General features: G+C 64.8%; 15 protein-coding genes and 2 riboswitches. Of the genes, 8 read left to right on the forward strand and 7 right to left on the reverse strand.

All coding sequences use genetic code 11. The features are described 5' to 3' along the window. Nucleotides 1-3: 3 nt before the first annotated feature. Together ACO550_RS17030 and ACO550_RS17035 are read right to left on the reverse strand one after the other, a co-directional pair. Nucleotides 4-735: a response regulator gene (locus ACO550_RS17030; protein WP_315593014.1), complete on the reverse strand. Its 732-nt coding sequence runs from the start codon at nt 733-735 to the stop codon at nt 4-6. 389 nt (nt 736-1,124) lie between these two features. Next, nucleotides 1,125-3,212: a UvrD-helicase domain-containing protein gene (locus tag ACO550_RS17035; protein ID WP_315593015.1), complete on the reverse strand. Its 2,088-nt coding sequence runs from the start codon at nt 3,210-3,212 to the stop codon at nt 1,125-1,127. A gap of 283 nt (nt 3,213-3,495) precedes the next feature. Here ACO550_RS17035 and ACO550_RS17040 point away from each other — a divergent pair, with 283 nt between their 5' ends. The 8 genes from ACO550_RS17040 to ACO550_RS17075 all read left to right on the forward strand — a co-directional run bounded on the left by ACO550_RS17040 (nt 3,496) and on the right by ACO550_RS17075 (nt 12,237). Further along, nucleotides 3,496-3,720: a YMGG-like glycine zipper-containing protein gene (locus ACO550_RS17040; RefSeq protein WP_315593016.1), complete on the forward strand. Its 225-nt coding sequence runs from the start codon at nt 3,496-3,498 to the stop codon at nt 3,718-3,720. 84 nt (nt 3,721-3,804) lie between these two features. Beyond that, a riboswitch (glycine riboswitch) is annotated at nt 3,805-3,892 on the forward strand. A 21-nt stretch (nt 3,893-3,913) separates the two neighbouring features. Next, a riboswitch (glycine riboswitch) is annotated at nt 3,914-4,033 on the forward strand. An 83-nt stretch (nt 4,034-4,116) separates the two neighbouring features. Next, nucleotides 4,117-5,244: a glycine cleavage system aminomethyltransferase GcvT gene (gene gcvT / locus ACO550_RS17045; protein ID WP_315593017.1), complete on the forward strand. Its 1,128-nt coding sequence runs from the start codon at nt 4,117-4,119 to the stop codon at nt 5,242-5,244. Between the two features lie 108 nt (nt 5,245-5,352). Beyond that, nucleotides 5,353-5,733, forward strand: a complete 381-nt coding sequence (gene gcvH / locus ACO550_RS17050; RefSeq protein WP_315593018.1) for a glycine cleavage system protein GcvH — start codon at nt 5,353-5,355, stop codon at nt 5,731-5,733. A gap of 77 nt (nt 5,734-5,810) precedes the next feature. Next, on the forward strand, nt 5,811-8,735 hold the full coding sequence (gene gcvP, locus ACO550_RS17055) for an aminomethyl-transferring glycine dehydrogenase (RefSeq protein ID WP_315593019.1): 2,925 nt from the start codon (nt 5,811-5,813) through the stop codon (nt 8,733-8,735). Nucleotides 8,736-8,878: 143 nt separating this feature from the next. Next, nucleotides 8,879-9,424, forward strand: a complete 546-nt coding sequence (locus tag ACO550_RS17060; protein WP_315593020.1) for a DUF421 domain-containing protein — start codon at nt 8,879-8,881, stop codon at nt 9,422-9,424. A gap of 25 nt (nt 9,425-9,449) precedes the next feature. Next, entirely contained in the window at nt 9,450-10,826 is a 1,377-nt protein-coding gene (locus ACO550_RS17065) for an L-serine ammonia-lyase (RefSeq protein ID WP_315593021.1), read from the forward strand. 70 nt (nt 10,827-10,896) lie between these two features. Then, a complete protein-coding gene (locus ACO550_RS17070) occupies nt 10,897-11,646 on the forward strand; it encodes an MBL fold metallo-hydrolase (RefSeq protein WP_315593022.1) in 750 nt (249 codons plus the stop codon). 105 nt (nt 11,647-11,751) lie between these two features. After that, nucleotides 11,752-12,237, forward strand: coding sequence for a YMGG-like glycine zipper-containing protein (locus ACO550_RS17075; protein ID WP_485994909.1), 486 nt, complete (start codon nt 11,752-11,754; stop codon nt 12,235-12,237). Nucleotides 12,238-12,255: 18 nt separating this feature from the next. Here the strand turns inward: ACO550_RS17075 and ACO550_RS17080 are convergent, their stop codons facing one another. The 5 genes from ACO550_RS17080 to putA form a co-directional block, all read right to left on the reverse strand. Then, entirely contained in the window at nt 12,256-13,371 is a 1,116-nt protein-coding gene (locus ACO550_RS17080) for a YbdK family carboxylate-amine ligase (protein WP_315593023.1), read from the reverse strand. Next, nucleotides 13,371-14,594 carry a cation:proton antiporter gene (locus ACO550_RS17085; protein ID WP_315593024.1) on the reverse strand — a complete coding sequence of 408 codons (1,224 nt, stop codon included), beginning with the start codon at nt 14,592-14,594 and terminating at the stop codon, nt 13,371-13,373. Before ACO550_RS17085 ends, ACO550_RS17080 begins: the two co-directional genes overlap by 1 nt. A gap of 173 nt (nt 14,595-14,767) precedes the next feature. Then, nucleotides 14,768-16,720 carry a hypothetical protein gene (locus ACO550_RS17090; protein ID WP_315593025.1) on the reverse strand — a complete coding sequence of 651 codons (1,953 nt, stop codon included), beginning with the start codon at nt 16,718-16,720 and terminating at the stop codon, nt 14,768-14,770. 226 nt (nt 16,721-16,946) lie between these two features. After that, a complete protein-coding gene (locus tag ACO550_RS17095) occupies nt 16,947-18,098 on the reverse strand; it encodes an ABC transporter substrate-binding protein (protein ID WP_315593026.1) in 1,152 nt (383 codons plus the stop codon). 154 nt (nt 18,099-18,252) lie between these two features. After that, nucleotides 18,253-22,215: a trifunctional transcriptional regulator/proline dehydrogenase/L-glutamate gamma-semialdehyde dehydrogenase gene (gene putA / locus ACO550_RS17100; RefSeq protein WP_315593027.1), complete on the reverse strand. Its 3,963-nt coding sequence runs from the start codon at nt 22,213-22,215 to the stop codon at nt 18,253-18,255. Nucleotides 22,216-22,266: the final 51 nt, after the last annotated feature.

Here is a 22,266-nt window from a genome sequence, read left to right on the forward strand (position 1 = left end):
CGTTCAGTGCTCCACGTTGCCGGTGAAGACGTAGCCTTCACCACGCACGGTGCGGATCAGTGCCGAGTCACGCGGATCGTCGCGCAGTTTCTGCCGCAGGCGTGACACCAGCAGGTCGATGCTGCGGTCGAATACATCGAGGTCGCGGCCGCGCGCGTTGTTGATCAGCATTTCCCGATCGAGCACGCGGTTCGGGTTTTCAATGAAGGTCAGCAACAGCCGGAACTCCGCGTTGGACAGCGGCACCACGGTCTCCTCGGCATCGACCAGTTGGCGCAGCGTGGTATTCAGGCGCCAGCAACCGAAACGTGTTTCGTGGCCGGCCGACGTCGATGCCGGGCGTCGCACTTCACTACGGCTGCGGCGCAGCACGGTATGGATACGCGCCACGAGCTCGCGCATCTCGAACGGCTTGGTCACGTAGTCGTCCGCGCCTACCTCCAGCCCGACCACGCGGTCGGCCAGTTCCGCGCGCGCAGTCAGCATGATCACGGGCAGGTTGCTGCTCTCGCGAATCTCGCGGCACAGCGTCAGGCCGTTCTCACCGGGCAGGGACAGGTCCAGGATCACGAGGTCGTATTCCTGCTTTCCCAGTGCCGCGCGCATCGCCGCGCCGCCTTCCGCACCGTCGGCTTCCATGCCGAACGTGGCCAGGTATTCGGCCAGCATGGTGCGAATCTGGGGATCGTCGTCGACGATCAGCAGGCGGACGGGCAGGTTGGGAGAAAGATCCATGATGGGCAGCAACGATACGAGGCGAAAAATTTGATCGGCCAATGTACCAGCTAGCCTATTACAGGGAATGCCGGCTTTGTATCAGGATTGATACGTGCATTGAGCGACACATGCAGCGCGCTATTGGGATTTGAGAGGCTTGCCCTCTCCCCCGGCCCCTCTCCCGCTCGCGGGAGAGGGGAGAAAAGCACATAGGGGATTCGAAAAAAACGCTCCCGGTGCTGCCGCAACCAGGAGCGCTCAACAGGGAAGAAGCCGGGCTCGCATGCGCCCAGCCACACCGTCACCGAAGGGCGGGCACGGTGTGGCGCAGGAACGCCGAAAACGTTCTTGCGCGATGCAATCGTAGTCAGCCTGCGCGCCGAAATCTTGTCAGGCTTGTATCAAACTCAGCCGGCGGGCTTGCCGAGCAATGCCTTGAGTCCGGCCAGCCGGTCCTTGGGGCTCATCGCCGGGGTTTCGTCCTGGGGCACCGCCGGGCCATCGTCGAGTTTCATCTCGGCGATAAAGCGCGATGGCTCGACCGAGTAGGTTTCACGTGCACGCTTGCGCTTCTTGCACCAGCTGATCTGCAGGCTACGCTGCGCGCGCGTAATCCCCACATACATCAGCCGGCGCTCTTCCTCGATCTTGTCGTCGCCCATGTCCTCGTCTTCGCGGGAATGGGGCAGGATGCCCTCTTCCACGCCCACCAGGAACACGTGCGGGTATTCGAGGCCCTTGGACGCATGCAGCGTCGACAGCCGCACCGCATCGGGATCTTCCTCGCGCCCTTCGAGCATGCTCATCAGCGCCACGGTCTGCGTCAGTTCGAGCAGGTTCTTGCCTTCGTCGCCAAAGCCATCGGCATTGTCGAAGCCGGTGGCCTCGCCCTCGCCTTCCGCTTCGGGCCGCGTGCCCTTGCGCTTGAGCCAGTCCAGGAACTCGAGCGTGTTGGTCCAGCGTGATTGCGCCTGCCGTTCGTCGAAGGTGTCGTACAGATAGGCTTCGTAGTGAATGCCTTCCATCATGTCATCGAGCAACACCGTGGCCGGATCCTTCTCCGCGCGATCGGCCAGCCGCACCATCGATTCGCAGAACACGCGCAACGGTTCCAGCTGGCGCGGCTGCAGCTTCGCCTCGATGCCACCCATCATCGCGGCTTCAAACAGCGATACCTTGGCCTGCCCCGCGAACGTGCCGAGCACTTCCAGCGTGGTATTGCCGACCCCGCGCCGTGGCGTGGTGATCGCGCGGATGAACGCAGGATCATCGTCGGGATTCGCAATCAAGCGAAGGTAGGAACAGATGTCCTTGATCTCGGCCTTGTCGAAAAAGCTCTGGCCACCGGACAGCACATACGGAATCCGCTCGCGGCGCAGGATCTGTTCGAAGAGCCGCGCCTGGTGATTGCCGCGATAGAGGATCGCGTAATCGCGAAACTGCGCGCGCCGTTCAAACTTGTGCGCCGACAAGCGGAACACCACCGACTCCGCCTCGTGCTCTTCGTCGTTCATCGGGTGCACGGCAATCGGGTCGCCCATGCCGTGCTCCGACCACAGCTTCTTGTCGAACAGCTTTGGATTGTTGGCGATCACCGCATTGGCCGCCTCCAGGATGCGCACCGTCGAACGGTAGTTCTGTTCGAGCTTGACGACCTTGAGATCGGGGAAATCGGTCTGCAGCAAACGCAGGTTGTCGAGCGTGGCACCGCGCCAGCCATAGATGGCCTGGTCGTCGTCACCCACCGCGGTGAACGCCGGTGCGCGCAAATGCGAGCCGCCTGCCAACAGCTTCAGCAGTTGATACTGGCAGGCGTTGGTGTCCTGGTATTCGTCGACCAGGAAATAGCGCAGCCGGTTCTGCCATTTCAGTCGCACCGCTTCATCGCGCGCGAACAGTTCGGCGGGCAGGCGGATCAGGTCGTCGAAATCCACCGCCTGGTAGGCATGCAGCGTGGCCACGTAGTTGCGATACACCATGGCCGCCTGGTGCTCATCGGCGTTGGCCGCCTGCGCGAGCGCCGTCTCGGGATCGACCATGCCGTTCTTCCACAGCGAGATGGTGCCCTGCACACTGCGGATCAGCTTCTTGTCGGTGGTGCCCAGTTGCTCCTGCACCAGACCGAAGCAGTCGTCCGAATCCATGATCGAGAACTGCGGCTTCAACCCGACATGCTCGGCTTCCATGCGCAAGATTTGCACGCCGAGCGAGTGAAACGTACAAACGGTCAGCTGCTTGAGTGGAATGCGCTTCCCTTCGCGCGTGGTCTTGCCCTCCATGAGCTTGCCAATGCGCTCCTGCATTTCCTTGGCCGCCTTGTTGGTGAAGGTCACCGCCGCAATGTGACGTGGCTCGAACCCCTTGTCCTCGATCAGGTGGGCAATTTTCTGCGTGATCACGCGCGTCTTGCCGGAGCCGGCGCCCGCCAGCACAAGGCAGGGGCCGTCCAGGTAGCGGACGGCTTCGGATTGCGCGGCGTTGAGTCCGTGGGTCATGAGGCAGGGAATGAAACCGGCGAGAGGGCGAAAAGCGCACGCGGCAGGCGTGTCGCGAAAGGCGTCGATGTTAACACGCGCTCAAGCCCGCGGCAGGCTTGTCCGGCGGTGTCCGACAGCAGGCGTTTCACGACGGTAACAATCGTAAAGCGACCGCACCCGGGGCATGGAGCTTGCCTCTTATCGATCACGACCGCCCGGTTCAGGCGCGCTGCGCCACCGTCACGGGAGACAACTTCAACACATCGGAAACGATGACATCGATGACCTCAAGGAGCCCATCATGAAAACAGTTCGCACGCTTTCAAAAGTGGCGCTGATCGGCGTGACGCTGGTGACCTTTGCCGGTTGCGCCGACATGACCCCGAAACAACGGAATACGGCAATCGGCGCGGGTGCGGGTGCGCTGGGCGGCGCCGTACTGACCGACGGTAGCGCGCTGGGTACGCTGGGCGGTGCGGCCGTGGGTGGCGTGGTCGGTAACGTGGTGACGAAGGACCGCCGCTAGCCGGCCGGGGGTCCGGTGATCAATGCCGGGGGCGAGACCGGCTGCCCGCGTTTGACAAAGGCAGACCGGTCCCGTACATTCTCGCGCATCCGGCCGGGAGAGCGCGCAGTCATTGCGCCGCCGAAGGGGAACTACCCAAAAACTCTCAGGCACCATGGACCGACCGGATCGGCATGCAACATGCACACAATGCATGCCGCACTCTGGAGAGCGACATCCGCCGCTGCTGAATGCAGGGTGAGCATGTCCACCGAAGGGGCGCACGAAGCGCAAGCTTTGTAATCTCTCAGGTATCGAGGACAGAGGGGTCATCCGCCGCAGCGGATTGGTTGCACATTGGTGCGGCCGAGCGTTGCGGCGGATGACCCTTTTTTCGTTTTCGATCCGAGGATACCCATGACGCTCCAGGCCACGCCCCTCAACGCTATCCACCGCGCCCTCGGCGCCCGTATGGTCGACTTCGGCGGCTGGGACATGCCGGTCAACTACGGCTCGCAGATCGAGGAACACAATGCCGTGCGCGCCGATGCCGGCATGTTCGACGTCTCGCACATGTGCGTGGTGGACCTTCATGGCGCCAACACACGTGCTTTCCTGCGCGGCCTGCTGGCCAACAATGTGGACAAGCTGCAAACACCGGGCAAGGCACTGTATTCGTGCATGCTCGATGAAAAAGGCGGCGTGATCGACGACCTGATCGTCTACTTCTTTGCCGAGGACCATTTCCGCCTGGTGGTGAATGCCAGCACGGCCGTCGGCGATCTCGAATGGATCGTGACGCGCAATGCCGCCACCGGCAGCGGCGTGACCATCACCCCGCGCCGCGGCGATGTGGCGCCGGCCGGCGCCGGCAAGCTGGCCATCGTGGCCGTGCAAGGCCCGAATGCGCGCGCCAAGGTCTATCAGGCGTTCCCGTCCACCCAGCCCGCCGAGGCGCTGAAGCCGTTCAATGCGCTCGTCGTGCAGGACCCCGGCATGGGCGAACTGATGGTGGCGCGTACCGGCTATACCGGTGAAGACGGTTTCGAGCTGGTGGTGCCCGCCGAGAACGTCGCCGGGATCTGGGAAAAGCTGTCCGCCGCGGGCGTACGCCCTGCCGGCCTGGGCGCACGCGACACGCTGCGCCTGGAAGCCGGCATGAACCTGTATGGCCAGGACATGGATATTCACACCTCGCCGCTCGACGCGGGCCTGTCCTGGACCGTGGACCTGCAAAGCGAGCGCGATTTCGTCGGCAAGGCCGCATTGCAGCAAGACGGACAACGCAAGACTTTCGCGGGCCTGATCCTGCGCGACAAGGGTGGCGTGCTGCGCGCGCACCAGAAGGTCATTACCGCAGCCGGCGACGGCGAGATCACCAGCGGCACGTTCAGCCCGTCGCTGCAACTGTCGATCGCTTTTGCCAGCCTGCCCCGCGAGATCACGCCCGGTACCGACGTCCAGGTCGAGATTCGCGACCGCAAACTGACCGCGACTGTGGTTAAACTGCCGTTTGTGCGCAATGGCAAGGCACTCGTGAGCTGAGGCATCGCCCGGCTTCACAACAACGGTCGCCCTTTCACCCGTCCGCTCGAGCCCACATGCTGCGGCGGGTGCTTGAAACAAGAAACACACTGTATCCCGGAGAACCTCATGAATTTCCCCGCTGACCTGAAGTACACCGAGTCGCACGAATGGGTGCGCGTCGAATCCGACGGCACGCTGACGATCGGCATCACCGACCACGCGCAGGACGCGCTGGGCGACATCGTATTCCTGGAACTGCCTGAAGTGGGCAAGTCGGTCGGCGCTGGCGACGCGCTGGCCGTGGTGGAGTCCGTCAAGGCGGCTTCCGACATCTACGCGCCGGTAGCCGGCGAAGTGATCGCCGTCAACGACGCCGCCTCGGCTGCGCCGGAATCGGTCAACGCCAACGCATTCGATGCATGGCTGTTCAAGCTCAAGCCGGCCAACGGCGACGATGTGAACGGCCTGATGAACGTCGACGCCTACAAGGCCAGCGTCGGCGCCTGATTGCGCTGACTGTTTGATGCCGCGCGCGGCGGCCAGGCTGACCACCTGCCGCCGCGTGCCCCACGAGATTCCTTGCCATGAACGCCCCGCTTCCCATGAACGCTGCCGCCCAAGGTGCACGGCCCACGCTGGCCGAACTGGAGGCGCGCGACGCCTTCGCCGCTCGCCATATCGGCCCCGACTCCGCCGAACAGCAACACATGCTCAAGGTGCTCGGCTTTGACAGCCGCGCCGCGCTGATCGACGCCGTGGTGCCCGCCGCGATCCGCCGCCGCGATGGCATGTCGCTTGGTGAATTCACCGCGCCGCTGACAGAGGAAGCCGCACTGGCCCGCCTGCGCGGCCTGGCTGGCAAGAATCGCGTGCTCAAGACCTTTATCGGCCAGGGCTACTACAACACGCTCACGCCGGGCGTCATCCTGCGCAATATCTTCGAGAACCCGGCCTGGTACACCGCGTACACGCCCTACCAGCCCGAAATCTCGCAAGGTCGCCTGGAAGCCATGCTGAACTTCCAGCAGATGGTCACTGACCTGACCGGCCTGGATATCGCCAATGCGTCGATGCTCGATGAAGGCACCGCCGCGGCCGAAGCCATGACGCTGCTGCAACGCGTGAACAAGCACGCATCGAACACGTTCTACGTGGCCGACGACGTGCTGCCGCAAACGCTGGAAGTGGTACGCACGCGCGCCCTGCCGCTCGGTATCGAAGTCAAGGTCGGCCCTGCGGCCGACGCCGCGCAGGCGCATGCATTCGGCGTGCTGCTGCAGTACCCGGGCGTGAACGGCGATGTCGCCGACTACCGCGCGATCGCCGAAGCCGTGCATGCGGCCGGTGGCCTCGTGGTGGCTGCCGCCGACCTGCTGGCCCTGACGCTGGTGGTGGCGCCGGGTGAATGGGGTGCCGACGTGGCGGTGGGTAACTCGCAGCGCTTTGGCGTGCCGCTGGGTTTCGGTGGTCCGCACGCGGGCTACATGGCCGTCAAGGACGACTTCAAGCGTTCGATGCCGGGCCGCCTGGTGGGCGTAACGATCGACGCGCAAGGCAACAAAGCCTATCGCCTGGCGCTGCAGACCCGCGAACAGCACATCCGTCGCGAGAAGGCGACCTCGAATATCTGTACCGCTCAGGTACTGCTGGCCGTAATGGCGTCGATGTACGCGGTCTACCATGGCCCGCAGGGCTTGAAGCGCATCGCGCAACGCGTTCACCGCCTGACCGCCACGCTGGCCGCCGGCCTGAAGACGCTGGGCCATACGCCAGTGAATGCCACGTTCTTCGATACGCTGACACTGGAAACCGGCTTCAACACCGAAGCGTTCCATGCCTCGGCTACTGCGCGCGGCATCAACCTGCGCCATGCGGGCGCCACGCGCATCGGCATCTCGCTGGACGAGACCGCATCGCGCGATGACGTGATCGCGCTGTGGGAAATCTTCGCGCACGGCAAGCCGGTACCCGAGTTCGACAAGATCGAAGCCACGGTTGGCGAGGGCTTCCCGGCTGCGCTGGCACGCCAGAGTGCTTACCTGACGCACCCGGTGTTCAACACGCACCACGCCGAGCACGAGATGCTGCGCTATCTGCGCTCGCTGGCCGACAAGGACCTCGCGCTGGACCGCACCATGATTCCGCTGGGTTCATGCACGATGAAGCTCAACGCCACCAGCGAAATGATTCCGGTGACGTGGCCCGAATTCAGCAACATCCATCCGTTCGCACCGCTGGACCAGACCGTGGGCTACCGCGAGATGATCGACCAGCTCGAAGCCATGCTGTGCGCGGCGACCGGCTATGCCGCGGTGAGCCTGCAGCCCAACGCCGGCTCGCAGGGCGAGTACGCAGGCCTGCTGATCATTCACGCGTATCACGCCAGCCGTGGTGAAAGCCATCGCGACATCTGCCTGATCCCGTCGTCGGCGCACGGCACCAACCCGGCATCGGCCCAGATGGCCGGCATGAAGGTGGTGGTGGTGGCCTGCGACGAGAACGGCAACGTCGACCTGCAAGACCTGGCGAAAAAGGCCGAGCAGCACAGCAAGAACCTGGCCGCGATCATGATCACGTACCCGTCCACGCATGGCGTGTTCGAACAGGGCGTGCAACAGATCTGCGAGATCGTGCACCAGCACGGTGGCCAGGTCTATGTCGACGGCGCAAACATGAACGCAATGGTCGGCGTGGCCGCGCCGGGCCAATTCGGTGGCGACGTGTCGCACCTGAACCTGCACAAGACGTTCTGCATTCCGCACGGCGGCGGAGGCCCCGGCGTGGGCCCGGTCGCGGTAGGCGCGCACCTGGCGGACTTCCTGCCGAACCAGGACAGCGTTGGCTACCGTCGTGACGACAACGGCATCGGCGGCATCTCGGCCGCGCCGTTCGGCTCGGCCAGCATTCTGCCGATCTCGTGGATGTATGTCGCCATGATGGGCTCGAGCGGCCTGACCGCCGCCACCGAGAATGCGATCCTGACCGCCAACTATGTGGCACGACGCCTGTCGCCGCACTTCCCGGTGCTGTACACGGGCCAGCACGGCCTGGTGGCGCACGAGTGCATCCTGGACCTGCGTCCGCTGCAGAAAACCACGGGCATCTCCAACGAGGACGTAGCCAAGCGCCTGATGGACTACGGTTTCCACGCCCCGACCATGAGCTTCCCGGTGCCGGGCACGCTGATGATCGAGCCGACCGAAAGCGAGGCGTTGCACGAGCTCGACCGCTTCATCGACGCCATGATCGCCACCCGTGGCGAAATCGCGCGCGTGGAAGACGGCAGCTTCGACCGCGACGACAATCCTCTCAAGCACGCACCGCATACCGCGGCCGTGGTGGTCGGTAACGAGTGGAATCACAAGTACACGCGCGAGGAAGCCGCGTACCCGGTGGCATCGCTGCGCACGCAGAAGTACTGGCCGCCGGTGGGCCGTGCCGACAACGTGTACGGCGACCGCAACCTGTTCTGCTCGTGCGTGCCGATGAGCGAGTACGCAGAAGAGTAAGCCGGAGTGCGCCGCTCAGTCCGTTAGCCCGTTAGCCCGTTAGCCTGTCGGGCGGCGTCCGATACACGCGGACGCCTTCCACAGGCTATGCTCAAACTGCGAGCGCCGGCGTGCGGCGCGGTTCCGGAGCGGAGGTCTCATTCATGTGGACGCTGAGTGTTCCCTGGTGGGAATTCGTAGTGCGCGGGCTGATCGTCTATGTGGCCATCCTGGTGCTGATGCGCCTGTCGGGCAAACGCCAGATTGGCCAGCTCACACCGTTCGACCTGGTGTTGCTGCTGATCATCTCGAACGCGGTGCAGAACGCGATGAACGCCGGCGACAACTCGGTACTGGGCGGTCTGATCCTGGCGGGCACGCTGTTCCTGACCGATAGCACGCTTGGCTATTTCACCTGGCGCAGCCGGCGCTTCGAAGCGCTGGTCGGCGGCCGGCCGCAGATCGTGATCCACCAGGGCCAGGTGTTCGAGGAAGTGATGCGCCGCGAGCGCATCAGCACGCATGAACTGCACAAGGCACTGCGGCGCAACGGCTGTACGCGCGTGGATGACGTGCATTTCGCCATTCTCGAAACCGACGGCTCCATCAGTGTGAAGATGAAGGAGCGGCCGCTCGATTCCTCCGATCACACCACCCCCGGCACGCTATGGCGCCAGCCGGACAGGTTCGATATCGACACGCCGGTCTAGCGCCGGCATATTCCTGGAGTCAGCCGTGGCAGTCAGCGTTTTCGATCTGTTCAAGGTGGGCATTGGCCCGTCGAGCTCGCACACCGTGGGTCCGATGCGCGCGGCCCTGATGTTCGCGCAGGGCCTGGAACGCGATGGCCTGCTACCCCAGGTGGCAAGCGTGCGCGCGGAGCTGTACGGGTCGCTCGGTGCGACCGGCAAGGGTCACGGCACCGACAAGGGTGTCATCCTGGGCCTGATGGGTGAAGCGCCGGACACGGTCGATCCGGACGCCATCGACGAAAAGCTGGCCGCCTTGCGTTCGGGAAAACTGCTCACGCTGCTGGGCAAGCATACGGTGCCGTTCGTCGAGCGCGAGCATATTGCGTTCTATCGTCGCGAAGCGATGGCCGAGCATCCGAACGGCATGAAGTTTCATGCGTACGATGCCGATGGCAACACCTTGCGCGAAGCACGCTACCTGTCGGTGGGCGGCGGCTTCGTGGTCACGGCCGGGGCGGCAAATACCCAGCTGCAGGTGGCGGAGATGCAGTTGCCGCATCCGTTCCGCAGCGGACGGGCGATGCTGGACATGGCGCATGCCAATGGCAAGTCGATCGCGCAACTGATGCGCGAGAACGAGCTGACGTGGCGCTCCGAAACCGAAGTGGTCAATGGCCTGCTGCATATCTGGGACGTCATGCAGCAATGTGTATCGCGCGGTTGCCGCACCGATGGCCAACTGCCGGGCCCGTTCAAGGTGAAGCGGCGCGCCCCCGAGCTGTATCGCCATTTGACGCAGCAGGCCGAACGCGCGCTGTCCGATCCGCTTTCGGTGATGGACTGGGTCAATCTCTATGCGATCGCCGTCAATGAGGAAAATGCCGCGGGCGGCCGCGTGGTCACTGCGCCAACCAACGGCGCCGCCGGCATCATCCCCGCGGTGCTGCACTACTATGACCGCTTCATTCCCGGTGCGAATCGCCAGGGCGTGGTCGACTTCCTGCTGACCGCCGGCGCTATCGGGCTGCTCTACAAGCTCAACGCGTCGATCTCGGGCGCCGAAGTGGGCTGCCAGGGCGAAGTCGGCGTCGCGTGTTCGATGGCCGCCGGCGCGTTGGCGGCGGTACTTGGCGGCACCCCGGAGCAGGTCGAGAACGCCGCCGAAATCGGCATGGAGCACAACCTCGGGCTGACCTGCGATCCGGTGGGTGGCCTGGTGCAGATTCCGTGCATCGAGCGCAACGCGATGGCGGCCGTGAAGGCAGTCAATGCGGCGCGCATGGCGTTGCGCGGCGACGGCACGCACTATGTGTCTCTGGACTCGGTCATCAAGACCATGCGCGAGACCGGCGCCGACATGAAGACCAAGTACAAGGAGACCGCGCGCGGTGGGCTCGCTGTCAATATCGTCGAATGTTGAACACGTTTGCCGGCGCGAGCCAACGACGTATGATGGAAGCACTTTCGGTTTGCCAAAGAAAAATACGGCCATGCAGACCTTTCATCAGCTGTTTGACGACACGTCCTCCACCTTCACCTATCTGCTGATCGACGCCGATACACACGAGGCAGTCCTGATCGACCCGGTCGATCGCCAGTACGAGCGCGACCAGGCCTTGCTGAAACAGACCGGGGCCAGGCTGGTGTGGGTGGTGGAGACCCATGCGCACGCCGATCACATCACGTCCGCGGGCCATCTCGCCCAACTGACCGGCGCAGGCACCGCTGCCCCGTCGGGCTGCGATATCAAGCCCGCACAGAAGCAACTGATCGATGGCGACACCATTTCGTTCGGCAAGCAGGTGCTCCATGCAATCCATACACCCGGCCATACCGCTGGGAGCATGAGCTACCTGTGGGAAGAGGCCACCGCCGATGGCATGGTGGTGCGTCGCATTTTCACCGGCGATGCCTTGCTGATCGACGGTTGCGGCCGCACCGATTTCCAGTCGGGTGACGCCGGCACGTTGTTCGACAGCCTGACGCAGAAGCTCTTCAAGTTGCCCGACGACACGTACGTGTACCCGGCGCACGACTATAAGGGGCGTACGGCGTCAACGATCGGCCACGAGCGCGCCACCAACAGCCGTATCGCGGGCCGCACACGCGACGAGTTCATCGTGATGATGCGTGGGCTGAATCTGCCACGTCCAAAGCTGATCGACGTTGCCGTGCCTGCCAACCAGCAGCTTGGGCTGGTGACGGGACGCGACGGGGAAAGCGTGCCGCACGGCGCCTGATTGCACTTATTACCGCGCATCAACTAATTCAATTGACTTCGCTTCTCCCGCTGCAATACTGATCAGCGCACGTGTGCCGTATCCCGGGACCGAGGAGAACGAAGCATGACGATCCGCAACTTACGCAGGCTGGCGCTCGCCAGCGCCACTGCCATGGCAGTCCTGACGGTGCAGGCACAGTCCATGCCGCAGAAGCCCGTTGCCTATCCCGCCAAAGGCCAATCCCAACAACAACAGGCCAGTGACGACGGCGCCTGTTATAGCTGGGCCAAGCAACAGACCGGCATCGATCCGGCAGCGGTCGCGCAGGCACCGCCACCGGCCCAGGCACAGGGTGGCCAGCGCGTGCGCGGGGCGGCAGGCGGGGCGGCCGTGGGTGCGGTAGCCGGTGCGATTGGTGGGGATGCAGGCAAGGGCGCCGCGGTTGGCGCGGCAACGGGAACGATGGCCGGCGGCATGGCGCATCGGCAGGAGCGCCGCCAGACCAACGCCGCCAACTCGCAAGCTGCGGCCAGCAAGGATCAGGCGATGGGGACTTACTGGCAGGCGTGGAAAGCCTGCATGTCTGGCAAGGGATATTCGGTGCAGTGAATCTGCATCGGTATCCGGTTACGCCTCCCAGCGTTCACACGTACGCCGTACCGTATCGCGCAGGCTGTGGGCCTCATCGTTGACCGTGCGTACCCAATGCGCATCGTTATCGCGACTGGCCGCCTGCGCGCGAATGTTCGCCAGCGCTTGCAGCGAACCCAGCGCCTCCGCATGCGGTTCCAGCGCATCGCAGATCGACAGGATATGGTCCGCGATCGGCATGCGAGTCAGTTCATTCGGATGCACGTACTCGCCTTCGAGTCCGAACCGGCAGGCCTGGAAGCGATTGAACGTGTACACCAGGTAGTCGTCTTCCTGCGGCATGAACGGCCGCGACAACAGCAGGTAACGCGCGAGCGCCTGGATATAGGCGGCAATATCGCAGGCGCGCTGCACGGTCAGCGGGGTATCCATCACGCGAACTTCGATCGTGCCGAACTCGGGCTTGGGACGGATATCCCAATAGAAGTCCTTCATGCTCTCGATCACGCCGGTGGCGCGCATCTTCTCGAAGTAAGCCCCGAACCCATCCCACGTCAGCACATGCGGGGCACGGCCGCTCATCGGGAATGCCGCCACCGAGTTCAGGCGTGCCGACGCAAAGCCGGTATCCACGCCCTGCACATACGGCGACGATGCGCCCAACGCGATAAAGTGCGGCACATAGCGGCCAATCGCGTGTAGCAGGAACAGTGATTCGTCGGCGCTTGGGCAGCCAATATGGACGTGCTGGCCGAACACCGTGAACTGTTTGGCCAGGTAGCCATAGAGTTCGGAGATGTACTGGTAGCGCGGTGAGTCCGAGATGGTTCGGTCGGACCAGACCTGGAACGGATGGGTGCCCCCACCGCAGATCCCCAGGTTCAGCCCGCGTGATGCGTTGATCATCAGGTCGCGCATCACGGTCAGTTCTTCCAGCGCCTGCGCATAGTCGCGGCAGATGCCCGTGCTGATCTCGATCATCGATGGACTGATCTCGGGCTTGATATCGCCGGCATGCTGCGCCCCTTTCAGCGCGCGCAGCAGGTCCGGTGCGAACGGCGCCAGGTCGTAGTCATGGCGATTGACGAGCTGCAATTCCAGCTCGACACCAAAGGTCAGCGCCTCGGAATGCTTGAACGGTTCGAGCGACATCAGCGCCCTCCTCCATTGATCCGCGACTCACCCGCATAACGCAGCGCCCAGGCTGCGATGATCGGGCCAAGCAGTTGCTCGATCGCGAGTGCACACAGGATGATCGATGCCAGCGGCGCGCCCGTGCCAGGATACAGGCGGGCCACGTCGTTCATCAGAAGATAGGCCAGCCCCGACATCGGCGCCAGCGCAAGGCCAAGCGCCATCGATTGCCGCAGGCTCAGCCCCGAAAAAGATCCCAGCGAGACCACGCCCACCAGTTTGGCAACGTGGCGGAAGACCACCAGTGCCACCGCGAATGTGCCGCCAATCACCCAGTCGTGTGCGGTCAGCGGCAGGCCCAGCGAGACCACCATCACGATGATCAGCAGGCTCCCCGCGCTGCCAAAGTGCGTGGGCCACACATGCGGCTGACGGTCCTGATGCTTGAATACGACCCCGGCCAGCATCAGCGTCAGCGGCATCGACAGTTTCAGTACGCGCGTAAGCGCCAGCGTGAACAGCACCAGCCCGACCAGCACCAGGAAGCTGTAGTGGTCATCGGCCGACATGCGCGCATAGATCGCATGGCCCACCTTGCCCACCACCCATGCCAGCAGGCACGAGCCCACGAGCAGGTAGAGCGGATGCAGCAGCGCGGCGCCGATATTGCCGTACTCGGAATGGAGCCAGCCAGTCGCAACCTGCACGATGGCGGCGGCGTAGATCGAGTTCAGCGCGGCCATCGCCATGAGCCGCTCGGTGACCTGGCCTTCGGCGCGCAATTCGTTCTTGAGCTGCAGCACGATGGTCGGCGAGGTACTTACGGCGATGCCGCCCGCCAGGATGGCCACGCCGGGCGACGCGCCGAGCCATTGCAGCACGGTGGCCACCAGCCCCCAGGTCAGCAGGCTTTCCGCGGCGCTGGTGAACAGCAGCCATCGGTTTGCGCGCAGCCAGGACAGCGACAGCCGGTGCCCGAGCTCGAACAGCGCCAATGCCAGCGCCATGTCGATCAGCACGCGCGTCTGCGTGATCATGTTGTCGTCGACGATGCTGCGGCCGAGCATGCCCGCGAACAGCCCCACAACCGCGTAGCCGACGATACGCGGACAGCCCAGCCAGCGGCGGCAGACCTCTCCGGCCAGGCCCGCGCCAACCAGCGCGAGACCCACCCAGAACAGCCCGCCCGGCGCCAGCGGCAACGAGGGAAATAGTTGGCTTAATCCGTTCATGCGCGACATGGTAACGGAAGGACACGTCTTAAAGTGTCAGTGCTTGTCCGACACTTTCCGCAACGTACCGCCAACTATCTTCATTTCTCACTAAAATCGGCAATCAAGCGCGATCGCTGATTTGTAGGACTTGCAAAATCAGAATCGTCCTGTGCGATAGGCCACATTCATGGCGCACCGGTTCAGACGCCCCAGACTTTCCATTTCGGCCGAGTGGCCTTCAGTGCGGTTTCCACCTTTGCATAGAGTCCGCGCGTAGTGCCGTTACCGCCATCCAGCGCCCGCGCCTTCTCGAACCATTCGAGCGCGGTTTCACGTTGCGACATGCCCAGCGCGGCCTGCACGGCCACCAGCCAGGTCTGTGCATCCCAGCCGTCACGGGTGGCAAAGGCCAGCTGGAAATCGGTGAGCGCTTCGGGATGGCGCTCGAGTTCCACCAGCAGCTTCGCGCGCTGCACACGTGCAGACGCCTGCGCACGCGCATCGCCTTCGCCAAGCGCCACCGCCTGTTCGAACAGCGGCAAGGCGCGCCCGGTGTCGCCCAGGTCACGCCAGATCTGGCCAAAGCGCCCGCACAGCCAGGCGTCCTCGACCAGCATCGAACGGCGCTGCAGCGCTTCAAGCTCGGCAATCGCATCGGCCTTGTCGTGCTCGTCCATCGACGCCATGCCAGTCTGCAACAGCGCACCGTAGTGCGCCCGCGCATGGGCCATGGCGTGCGCCCCCTCGCTACGGGCTTCGACCGGCAAGGCGTCGAGACGCGCATCCATATGCGCCAGTGCGGCGCTGGCCGATTCCGTGGCCTCGCGCCCGCCGATAGCCGCCCAGGCCGCCACCAGCCGGCTGAAGGCCCAGCTTACGTCGGCCGGATTGCGTTCCACGGGATAGCGGTTCAACACTTCGCCGGACAGGTCCACCACCTGCTGGTGCTGGCCCGCCGATGCGTAGGCGTCGAGCAGGTCGATCCAATGGTCGATGAAGTCGCTGGCAGCCATGCCCTTGCGGTGCAGCGCGACCTTTTCCTCGAGGTGTGCGGCATCCGCGGGCAGCGTGCGCGCCAGCAACCGGCACAGCAATGAATAGAGGTGCGGATCGGCATTGCCGCCATGGCCGCCGACATCGCCCTCGCCGGTGGCGAAGTACGCCTCGAAGCAGGCCAGGCCCTTGCGGCAGGCGGCTTCGAGCATCGGCTTGAGCGCTGCCTGCGAGGCAGGCACCTCGTCGAGGAAACTGCCCAGCGCGGTGGCCGCCTGGAGGTACAGCGCGCCATCGTCCGCGTCAGCGGTCATCGCAAAGCCGGTCCAGGCCGGTTGGGCGGGCGCGTTGGCGCCTGCCGCCGCGTGAACCTGGTGACGCCAGGTCAGCGCGCGTACCTGTGCCAGCGGATCGGGGCGCTGCCGCAGATACGTATCGATATCGTCGATGGCCCCGGCGGGGTCGCTGCCCACGCGCAGCGGGGCACGCAGCCGGCGGGCCTCGGGATGATCGGGCTGTTCGGCCAGCACGCGCTCGGCCTGTGCCGCGGCCAGGGTGTCGCCAGCGGCCGGGGTCAGGTCGAGCAGTTCCGGGGAATCCAGCGCGATGCGGCCCAGGCAGATCCGCAATAGCGGCTCGCCAAGCTGTTCCGCGGCATCGCTGCGTGCCACATAGTCCTGCACCAGCGGCAGGATGTCGCCAGCACCCAGGTCAGGCGCGCGGTACAGCAGATCGTGCCAGTAGCGCCCGGCCAGCGCAAAATCATTGAGGCGGAAGGCCACGAAGCCGGCGTAGAAGTGCGCGGCCCATTCTCCTGTTGCCAGCCCATTGCGGCGGGCAGCCTCGTGCAACCACGGTTGCGCATCGGTATCGCGGCCTTCGCGCATCAGCAGCGTGCCATACAGATGGGCCAGCGCACCGCGCGATGCCCAGCGGTGCATCGGCGCCAGCGGCAGATCGGGCAGGCGCGCCATGGCTTCATCGAGCGCGGCCAGCGCGGCGGCGCCATCGCCACGGTCGGCATGCAACTGCGCGCGCAACGCGGCGTAGTCCACGACTTCGGGGTACGCCGCCCACAACTGGTCGGCAATCTGCAGCGCCTCTTCATGGCGCCCGGCATTGGCTAGCGCGATCGCGTGCTCGTAACGGACATCCTGCACGGCCCGCTCCTTCAAGAATTCAGCAAAAGCCGAATTATGCGCTATCGGCGCGGCACACCTTTCAGAGAACAACGGGAAAAAACAGTCTGCTTACGATTGACCTTGCATGAACACGGTGCTCCACCAACAAAAAAGCGCCACCGCGGAGCACTCCGCGTGGCGCCAGTTCTGCCGGCCAGCACGACGCAGGAAAGGCGTCAGGCTGGCCCGTATTCAACGGCCGGAATTACTTGCCGCCGACGGTCTCCAGTACGGTCCATTTGCCGCCCTGGACCTTGTAGACGGTGATACCGCCGTCCTTCAGGTCGCCGCGCGCATCGTAGGCCAGCGTCTTGGTGGTCACGCCCTGCATGTTGGTCGCAGCCAGCACCGGCAGGTAGCGCGCCGGATCGGCCGAACCGGCCTTGACCATCGCGGTCATCATCGCGGTGGCGCCGTCATAGGCGTACGGCGAGTACGTCTGCACCTTCGAGCCGAAGCGTTTCTCGTACTTCTTCTCGTAGGCAGCGCCGCCGGGCATCTGCTCCAGCGGCAGGCCAGCCAGCGACACCACGGTGCCATCGGCAGCCGCGCCAGCCAGCTTCAGGAAGTTGTCGGTCTTGGACATTTCGCCCGACACCACCGGTGCCTTGATGCCCAGCTCCTTGATCTGCTTGGCCATCGGGGCCGACTGCGTTTCGGCGCCGCCGTAGAAGATCACGTCCGGATTGCTGCGCTTGATGTTGGTCAGCACCGCCTTGAAGTCCACGGCCTTGTCGTTCGTGAACTCGCGGCGCACGATCTTGCCGCCGGCAGCCTTGGCAGCCTTCTCGAACTCGTCGGCCAGGCCCTGGCCGTAGGCCGTGCGGTCGTCCACGATGGCAATGTTCTTGGCACCGAGCTTCTTCACCACGTAGGCGCCGATCACCGAACCCTGCTGCGTGTCGGACGTCATCATGCGGAACGTGGTCTTGAAGCCCTGACGCGTGTATTCAGGCGCCGTGGCCATGGCGATCTGCGGAATGCCGGCGCGGTTGTAGACCATCGACGCGGGAATGCTGGTGCCCGAATTGAAATGGCCGAGCATGCCCTGGATGCCGGTGTCCACCAGCTTCTGGGCCACGACCGAACCGGTCTTCGGGTCGGCCTGGTCGTCTTCGGAGACCAGGACGAACTTGACTTCCTTGCCGCCAATCTTGGGCTTGGTGGCGTTCATGTCGTCGATAGCCAGGACGATGCCGTTCTGCATGTCCTTGCCGTATTGCGCCTGGCCGCCGGTCAGCGGGCCTGCGTAGCCCAGCTTGATTTCCTGTGCCTGGGCGAAAGCGGCCGAGGCGGCGGTCAGGCCAGCAACGGCCATGGCAACGGTCATGGCCGTCTTGCGGAATGTCGAGCTCATCAGTTCTCCTTGGGTCCCATAGGGTGCCATATGGTGCCGGTGTCGGCATATTTGCGGATCGGCGTTGGCAGCACCGTCCGTTCCTGGGTTGCGGGCGGGGTCGGGATCGCCGGCCCCCGCCACACGCTTCTGACTTCCGTCGGCAGGCAGCGCCTTAGCCGATCGTCATCAAACTTGCATTGCCGCCCGCCGCCGCCGTGTTGACGGACAGCGAACGTTCGATCAACAAACGCTCCAGCGCGATATTCGGTTCACCCTGGGCAAGACCCTGGACGCCGACGATCGGGCCGGGACGCGTGGCCACCTGCTCGCACACGGTACGCAGCTGGTCGGAATCGCCGTGATGCAGTACCGCGTCGAACGCGGTGTCGGCCGACTTCCAGTCGGAAACCACGCGGACGCGCGATTGTACTGCGGCCGGCAGGCGTGCCAACAGCGTCTTCGACACGGGTGTGTCAACCCACAACGCCTGCGCACCCACGGCCAGCACGGCGGCCAGTTGCAGCGCCAGGTCGGACTCGGTCTGCGCCAGGCACAGCACGCGGTCGCGCGGCAGCAGCGAGTACGTGTTGCGTTCGCCCGTGGGACCCGGCAGCGTGGCGGTGAGACCCGACGCCGATGCGGCAGCAAGGCGCTCGCATGCGGCCGCCAGCTCCGGCTGGCCGGCCTGCGCCCAGGCCTTCAACGCGGCCAGCTCGGGCGACACCGGGACGGTGGCGGTGCCACCGTTGATGTCAGAGGCACGCACCGCGCGCACCACCGCATCCTGCGGGCAGACCGACAGCAGACGATGCAGGTACAGCGGTCCACCCGCCTTCGGGCCGGTACCCGACAGGCCCTCGCCACCGAACGGTTGCACGCCCACCACCGCGCCCACGATATTGCGGTTCACATAGAGGTTGCCCACATGCGCGCGCTCCACGATATGCGCGATGGTCTCGTCGATGCGGGTGTGGATGCCCAGCGTCAGGCCGTAGCCGGTAGCGTTGATCTGGTCGATCATCGTGTTCAACGCGGCGCGCGGATAGCGCACCACGTGCAGCACCGGGCCAAACACTTCGCGCTGCAGTTCTTCGATCGAATCGAGTTCGATCAGCGTCGGCGGCACGAACGTGCCATGGCGGCAGGCCGCCGATTGCGCGGCTGCCGAATCGGCCTGATGCACACGGCGCCCCTTGGCACGCATGGCCTCGACATGGCGCACGATATTGCCGCGCGCTTCCTCGTCGATCACCGGGCCCACGTCGGTCGGCAGGCGATCCGGGTTGCCCAGCGTCAGTTCGCCCATGGCGCCCTTGAGCATTTCCAGGATGCGGTCGGCCACGTCTTCCTGCAGGCACAGCACGCGCAATGCCGAGCAGCGTTGGCCGGCCGAATCGAATGCCGACGACACCACGTCGCCCACCACCTGTTCGGCCAGCGCCGACGAATCGACGATCATCGCGTTCTGCCCGCCGGTTTCAGCGATCAGCGGCACCGGACGGCCAGCGGCGTCAAGCCGGCCTGCCAGGTTGCGTTGCAGCAGGCGCGCCACTTCGGTCGAGCCGGTGAACATCACGCCCTTGACGCGCGTATCGCCCACCAGCGCGGCACCCACGGTTTCGCCACGTCCCGGCAGCAATTGCACGGCACCGGCCGGCACGCCCGCTTCGCGCAGCAGGCGCACCGCGGCAGCCGCGATCAGCGGCGTCTGTTCGGCCGGCTTGGCCAGCACGGGGTTGCCGGCGGCCAGCGCCGCGGCCACCTGTCCGGTGAAGATCGCCAGCGGGAAGTTCCATGGGCTGATGCAGACCACCGGACCCAGCGGGCGATGGGTATCGTTCGAGAACGTCTCGCGCACCTGCACCGCGTAGTAGCGCAGGAAGTCCACGGCCTCGCGCACTTCGGCAATCGCGTTCGAGAAGGTCTTGCCGGCTTCGCGCATGATGATGCCCATCAGCGACTGCATCTGGGCTTCCATCAAGTCGGCGGCACGTTCCAGCGCGGCGGCGCGCACTTCGGGCGGCGTGGCCTGCCAGATCGGCGCCGCGTTCACCGCGGCCGCCAGCGCGGCTTCGATTTCAAGCGGCGTGGCTTCGCTGACCTGACCCACCACATCGCGATGATCGGCCGGATTCAGCACCGGATCAGACTTCGCGTCACCGCGCGGCACATCGGTACCGAGCAACGGGTCGGCGCGATGCGACTCGCTGGTGCCGGACAGCAATGCCGACGACAGCGACGCCAGCCGGTGTTCGTTCGACAGGTCGATGCCGGCGGAGTTGGCGCGTGACTTGCCATAAAGCGTACGCGGCTGCGGAATGCGCGGATGCGGTTGGCCCAGCACGCCCTCGGTCTGGTGCATCTGCTCGACCACCGCCACGGGATCTGCCACCAGTTCGTCCAGCGCGATCGTTTCATCGGCGATGCGGTTCACGAACGACGTGTTCGCGCCGTTCTCCAGCAAGCGCCGCACCAGATAGGCGAGCAGCGTCTCGTGCGTACCCACCGGTGCGTAGATGCGGCACGGGCGGTTGAACTTGCCATCGGCAATGGGACCCACGACCTGATCGTAGAGCGGCTCGCCCATGCCATGCAGGCACTGGAACTCATACTGGCCCGGGTAGTAGTTCTGGCCAGCGATCTGGTAGATGGCCGACAGCGTGTGCGCGTTGTGCGTGGCGAACTGCGGATAGATTGCGTCCGGCACCGACAGCAGCTTGCGCGCGCAGGCCACGTACGACACATCGGTGTAGACCTTGCGCGTATAGACCGGATAGCCTTCCAGCCCGTCCACCTGGGCGCGCTTGATTTCGCTGTCCCAGTAGGCGCCCTTGACCAGGCGGATCATCAGGCGATGGCGGCTGCGGCGCGCCAGGTCGATCAGGTAGTCGATCACGAACGGGCAACGCTTCTGGTAGCCCTGTACCACGAAGCCGATGCCGTTCCAGCCGGCCAACTCGGGCTCGAAGCACAGCCGTTCGAGCAGGTCGAGCGAGATTTCCAGGCGGTCGGCTTCTTCCGCATCGATATTGATGCCGATATCGTACTGGCGCGCCAGCAGCGTCAAGCTCTTCAGACGGCCATACAGTTCGGTGATCGCGCGCTCATGCTGGGCGCGGCTGTAGCGCGGGTGCAGCGCCGACAGCTTGATCGAGATCCCGGGACCCTCATAGATACCGCGGCCGCGCGAAGCCTGGCCAATCGCGTGGATGGCCTGCTCGTACGACGCCAGGTAGCGCTGGGCATCGGCCTCGGTCATCGCCGCTTCGCCGAGCATGTCGTACGAATAGCGGAAGCCTTCGGCTTCGTACTTGCGCGCATTGGCCAGCGCTTCGGAAATCGTTTCGCCGGTGACGAACTGCTCGCCCATCAGGCGCATGGCCATGTCCACGCCCTTGCGGATCAGCGGCTCACCACCCTTGCCGATAATGCGCGTCAGCGCCTTCGACAGACCGGATTCGGTATGCGTGGCCACCAGCTTGCCGGTCAGCAGCAGGCCCCAGGTGGCCGCGTTGACGAACAGCGAAGGGCTCTGGCCCAGGTGCGACTGCCAGTTGGCGCCGCTGATCTTGTCCCGAATCAAGGCGTCGCGCGTGGCCTTGTCGGGAATGCGCAGCAGTGCTTCGGCCAGGCACATCAGCGCCACGCCTTCCTGCGACGACAGCGAGAATTCCTGGATCAGGCCTTGCACCAGGCCTTCACGGCCCGTACCCACCTTGTTCTCGCGCAGTTTTTGCGCGAGCGTCTTGGCCATCTTGATCGCGGCGTCGGCCTGGCCTTGCGGCAGGCGCGCCTGTTCCAGCAGCACCGGCACGCACTCGGTTTCCGGGCGGCGGTAGGCCGACGTGATGGCCGCGCGCAGTACCGATTGCGGCTGGATGCTCTGGGCGAACTCCAGGAACGGCTGCGGCATCGCATCGCCTTGCGCCATGTCACCCGTGTCGGCGCCATCGGCATCGCCCGGCACACCCGTGCCTGCCTCATGCGGCAGATGACCCCGCTCCACTTGCTCCAGGTACGTGAAGATCGCCTGCTTGATCAGCCAGTGCGGCGTACGGTCGATCGATTGGGCGACACGTTTGAGGCGTTCGCGCGAGGCGTCGTCGAGCTTGACGCCGAGGGTGGTGGTGGCCATGCGGGCGGTTCTCCAGCGGATCGTGGTAAGGCGTTTGGCACCCCTGGCCGC

This window comes from Cupriavidus sp. (assembly GCF_057315035.1).